The organism is Methylotuvimicrobium sp., assembly GCF_050611805.1.
GTDB lineage: Bacteria > Pseudomonadota > Gammaproteobacteria > Methylococcales > Methylomonadaceae > Methylotuvimicrobium.
This window is the reverse complement of the sequence record NZ_JBNGHF010000098.1, coordinates 1-4,678: the sequence shown is the minus strand read 5'-3', so window position 1 is coordinate 4,678 and position 4,678 is coordinate 1. Positions and strand designations below refer to the sequence as shown.

2 protein-coding genes are annotated in these 4,678 nt (G+C 49.3%); both read right to left on the bottom strand.

The features are described 5' to 3' along the window. Positions 1–815 precede the first annotated feature (815 nt). Positions 816–1,271 carry a hypothetical protein gene (locus ACRJJO_RS21675; protein ID WP_431067637.1) on the bottom strand — a complete coding sequence of 152 codons (456 nt, stop codon included), beginning with the start codon at positions 1,269–1,271 and terminating at the stop codon, positions 816–818. Positions 1,272–1,471: 200 nt separating this feature from the next. Continuing rightward, positions 1,472–4,276, bottom strand: a complete 2,805-nt coding sequence (gene rapA, locus ACRJJO_RS21670; RefSeq protein ID WP_431067636.1) for an RNA polymerase-associated protein RapA — start codon at positions 4,274–4,276, stop codon at positions 1,472–1,474. Positions 4,277–4,678: the final 402 nt, after the last annotated feature.

Sequence of the window (4,678 nt, the reverse complement as noted above, 5' to 3'; positions counted from 1 at the left end):
AGGTGAAAGGTGAAAGGTGAAAGGTGAAAGGTGAAAGGTGAAAGGTGAAAGGTGTTAGATGGTGGTGAGATTTAGTTCAATTTTTTGCCGTTTCCCAAGTTCCGGCTCTCGCCGTTATGTTGATTTCCTTGAGGTATACTGTTGGCCATCTAGCGCGATGGCAAAACCACGCAATCGCTGGAGCACTGTATGGTAATCCCGTCAATGTTAACGCAAGACCCCAGCAATTCCCAGTTTGAGAAATTTCGCCGCATTCAGGATGCGGGGTATGCCTGTGGAGAAACGCCGTGAACCCATCCATGGGGGGGCTTGACGGCGGCTCCCTGCCGCCGACATCCTCGCCAAGCACACCCCGCACACTTTTTTATCCTCAAATTGGGAATTGCTGGCAAGACCCTAGGTTTTAATTTGGGTAGGATTCTGTGCTTAAAGTACTGCATAGTTCTAATGCTTGGCTCCTCGCAGCCGGTTATTCCTCGGTTACCCCTACCGTTTCGGCAGGTTGCTTAGGAATATGCACAAATTTACTTCTACAAGTTTTAGGCATTATGGTGGTTCGGCGACTCGCTTGACAGGACGCCGTGAACCCAGCACCTAAATTATCCAAGATAGTTAACCATAGCCAATGGACTATGGAATTCATCCAGCACCTAAATTAGCCATAATACTAAACATTGCTAATGGGCTATGGAATTTAGGTGCTGGATTTAGGTGCTGGGTGAATACATCTATGTAGGCTCGACGGCGGCTATCCCTGCCGCCGACGCCTGTCAATCGAGCCACCGAACCCCCTTTCAGCATTTGTCGAAGTTATTTCATGCTCGTTCCTTAGCCGCTTTCAAGCGTGGCGATACTAGATGTGTGGCATAGGCTTCTTCGCGTTTTTTGTCGCCGTACCTGGTGAATTTGAGCGGTATTCGGTTCTCGGGTTGCTTGCTTAAATACACCGTACTCGAGGGTTTGAGATTAAGGTCATGTGCATGGAATCTCAGTATTCGTAGAATCCGGCTGGCTTGAGCAAGATTGCAGCGTATGGCTTGTTCCAAATAAGGCAATCGGCCCCTGCGCCAGGCGGCAATGTCCTGTTCCGTCAAGAGTTCCATTTTTTGGAAAAGCCGAACCGGCGCAACATAACCTTGTTCGGTCAGTAATTCCGCCGTTGCCTTAACGATGCGGAGATAGAATTTATCCGTGCGGTAATTTTCTATCGTGACTTTTTTCATTGAATGGTGGTAACTATTCAGCGCATACGATAGGTTGGTGTCAGGCATTGATTTCTAAGGACGCGTGAACCCAGCACCTAAATAATCCAAAATTGTTTATCATAGCAAATGGATTATGGTATTTAGGTGCTGGGTGAATACATCCCTGTAAGCTCTGACTGCAACGTCCTGTTGCAGACAGCCTTATAAATCAATGCCTGACACCTTCTCATACATGACTTATGCTGAATAATTACGAATGGTGTTTTTTAACTGGTAATGATAAACCTGACCGCATCGAGTCTTAATTGCGCGTCTTGAATATTTTCGTGCAAGAGCATCGCGGTTTCTTTTTGGAATTCGATTTCATCTTCGCGAATCGACGGATTGACTTGTTTTAGCCGAGTCAGCCGTTTGATTTCGCCGGTCATCGTCTCCAGCATGGTTTTTTGACTGTCCGTAATCAACTGGTTCATTTGCGCTTGGGCGTTTTGTTCGGCGATGTCGAGCAGGGTAGTCAGGTGTTTTCGTTGGCTGTTCAAAAAAGCGACGATCTGTGTTTTGTCGAATTTTTTGCCAGAGTCGATCAGCTCGATATGTTCGATCGTATCGGTCAGGTCGTCCTTGTTTTGGTCGATTAAAATGCGAATAGGTGTATGCGGCAGAAAGCGCCCTACTTGCAGTTCGGGCGGTGCGCTGCATTCGACGATGAACAAGCATTCCAATAAGAAGCGGCCGGCTTTTTGGTCTTTATGCTTGACGACACTGACGCCGGCATTACCGGTATCGCTGGACAGAATCATATCCATCGCGGCGGCAACCATTGGATGTTCCCAGGTTAAAAATTGCAGTTCCTCGCGGGCCAGCGCAATGTCGCGGTTTACTGTAACCGTCATGCCGTCCTCGGAAAGACCAGGGAAATGTGACATGCGCAGGTGTTCGCTGGGTCTTAGAATGAAGCAATCGGCCGAATGGAATTCGGTATCGACTCCGTAACATTCGAAGACGTCTTCCATGTAAGGCCATAGCACGCCTTCATTATCTCGTTGCTTGAGCTGATCGATCAGTTCTTGAGCTTCTTCTTTACGGCAGGAATTGAGTTCGAGCAGTAAATCGCGGCCATTATGCAATTCTATTTCGATTTGTTGCGCCAGGGTTTGAGTTTTGGCAATCAGTTTGTCGAGCGATTCGCTATCGTATTTTTCGAGCGCTGTCTGCAATTCATCATGCAGAAGCTCGGCGACGCGTTGTCCCGCCGAAGTATTGTGGCGGAAGGCGTTCAAACCTTCGTCGTACCAGCGGAATAGGGTATGTTCGCGGCCGCCGGTCAAATAGGGTATATGAATTTCGATGATGTGGCGTTGACCTATGCGGTCAAGGCGGCCGATGCGTTGCTGCAATAGGTCGGGGTTGTCCGGTAAATCGAATAAGATCAAATGGTGGACAAACTGAAAGTTGCGGCCTTCGCTACCGATTTCGGAACAGATCAGTAGTCTCGCCGAGCTTTCTTGGTCAGCGAAATAGGCCGCCGCGCGGTCGCGTTCGATGATCGACATGCCTTCATGAAAAACGGCCGCGGCGATGCCGAAACGCTTTTCGACGATGTGTTCGAGTTCGATCGCGGTTTGCGCATGCCGGCAAATCAATAATGCTTTTTGACCGTCTAAAGCTTTGATTTTTTCGACGAGCCAAAGTGTACGCGGGTCTTCCTGCAAGGATTCTGCGGTTCCGTTCAATGCGTAACTCTGACGTTCTCGGTCAGGGAAGCCCTGCACGGTTTGCCGGGAGTTTCTGAACAAAATCCGGCCGGTACCGTGATGGTCGAGCAGAATCTTCACCAGTTCTTCGCGTGCTACCTGTGATTTTTCCGGATCGTCCAGGTTTTTGAGTAGGGTATCGACATGATCGTGCTTGACCAGGCGCGCTAAATGGGCTTTTTCGTCCGGCGTTAGTGCTTGATTAGCCAACAGCGATTTGGCGGCTTCGGCAACGGGTTGAAAATGTGTTTCTTCTTCGAGAAAGGCGCTGAAACTGTAGAATCGGTCCGGATCCAACAGGCGCAACCGGGCGAAGTGGCTTTCCTTGCCGAGTTGTTCCGGTGTCGCGGTCAATAAAATCAATCCGGGTGTCGATGCGGCGAGATTTTCAATGAATAAATATTCCGGGCTGGCCGAGGTTTCGCTCCATTCCAAGTGATGAGCTTCGTCGACGATGACCATATCCCAACCGGCTTCCAATGCTTGTTGTTGCCGTTTCGGATGTCGCGCGAAAAACTCCTGGCTGCAGAGTATCAATTGTTCGGTGTTGAACGGATTTTCAGTCGACGGTTCGGATTCGCCGATATAGTCGATATCGATGTTTTCGATACCGAGGCAGCGCACTTCGTCGAGAATGCTGAATCGTAGATTAAAGCGCCTGAGCATTTCCACCAGCCATTGATGCAGGAGGCTTTCGGGCACGATGATCAGGGCGCGATTGCTTAACCCGTTATTGAGCCTGTGATGAAGAATCAATCCGGCTTCGATGGTCTTACCGAGACCGACTTCGTCGGCAAGCATGATTCTAGGTGTTGGACGCCCGGCGGCTTCATGCGCGATGAATAATTGGTGCGCGATCAACGACGTCCGTCCGCCTTGTAAGCCTTTGATCGGCGATTGTTGATGTTCACGGCAGTATTGCCATGTTTGATAACGCAATTGAAACCAAGCGCTCGGGTCGAATTGCCCTGTAAATAAGCGATCTTGCGGTTTATTGAATTGGATATGATGGTTCAATTCCATTTCATCGAGGCTTGTTTCCCGGTTCTTCTCGGTTTTACCGACATATGTCACCAGACCATTGCGCTCGATGACTTTGGTTACGGTCAGTTTACTGTATTCGGTGGACTCGATGGTATCTCCTTCGCTGAAGATGACGCGCGTCAGGGGAGCGTTATCTTTCGCATACACGCGTCGTTCGCCGGTAGCCAAAAAGAGCATTGTCACGCGGTTGTACTCGGATTCGACGACGATGCCTAAACCCAGTTCGGATTCGGTGTTGCTGATCCAGCGTTGACCTGGAATAAAATCATTCATTAAACAAACCTTTTAGATGAGACCTAAGGCGGGCTTCGATCGGGAGCGATAAATCTAAATTCGGCGCCGGGGATGCGCTAAAAAACCCAGCGCCTAAATTATCTGAGTCATTGAAAGCCGATAGGCAATGGAAATTAGGTGTTGGGTTTGTGGCGTCTGTTGACGAGCGCCTCGGCGCCGAATATTGATCTTCGATGGATGCAATCAATTGCCCTCGACACTCAGGGCAAGCGCATTAAAATAATTAATATATCAATATGTTATCCTGTCGCTTAGAACGCTTAGTCAATTTGGTTTAGCTTATGATCCCCTCCCTGGGTCCCGTTAGGCCGCGCCGAGCACTGGCGATTTTGCCGAGAATAGCCCGTTAGGGGAGTGGCAGGGATGCCGCTCGTTTTCGGA

Excerpts from the sequence above, each read along its gene's own strand:
- rapA (WP_431067636.1), bottom strand. The coding sequence starts at position 4,276 with ATGAATGATTTTATTCCAGGTCAACGCTGGATCAGCAACACCGAATCC.
- ACRJJO_RS21675 (WP_431067637.1), bottom strand. The coding sequence starts at position 1,271 with ATGCCTGACACCAACCTATCGTATGCGCTGAATAGTTACCACCATTCA.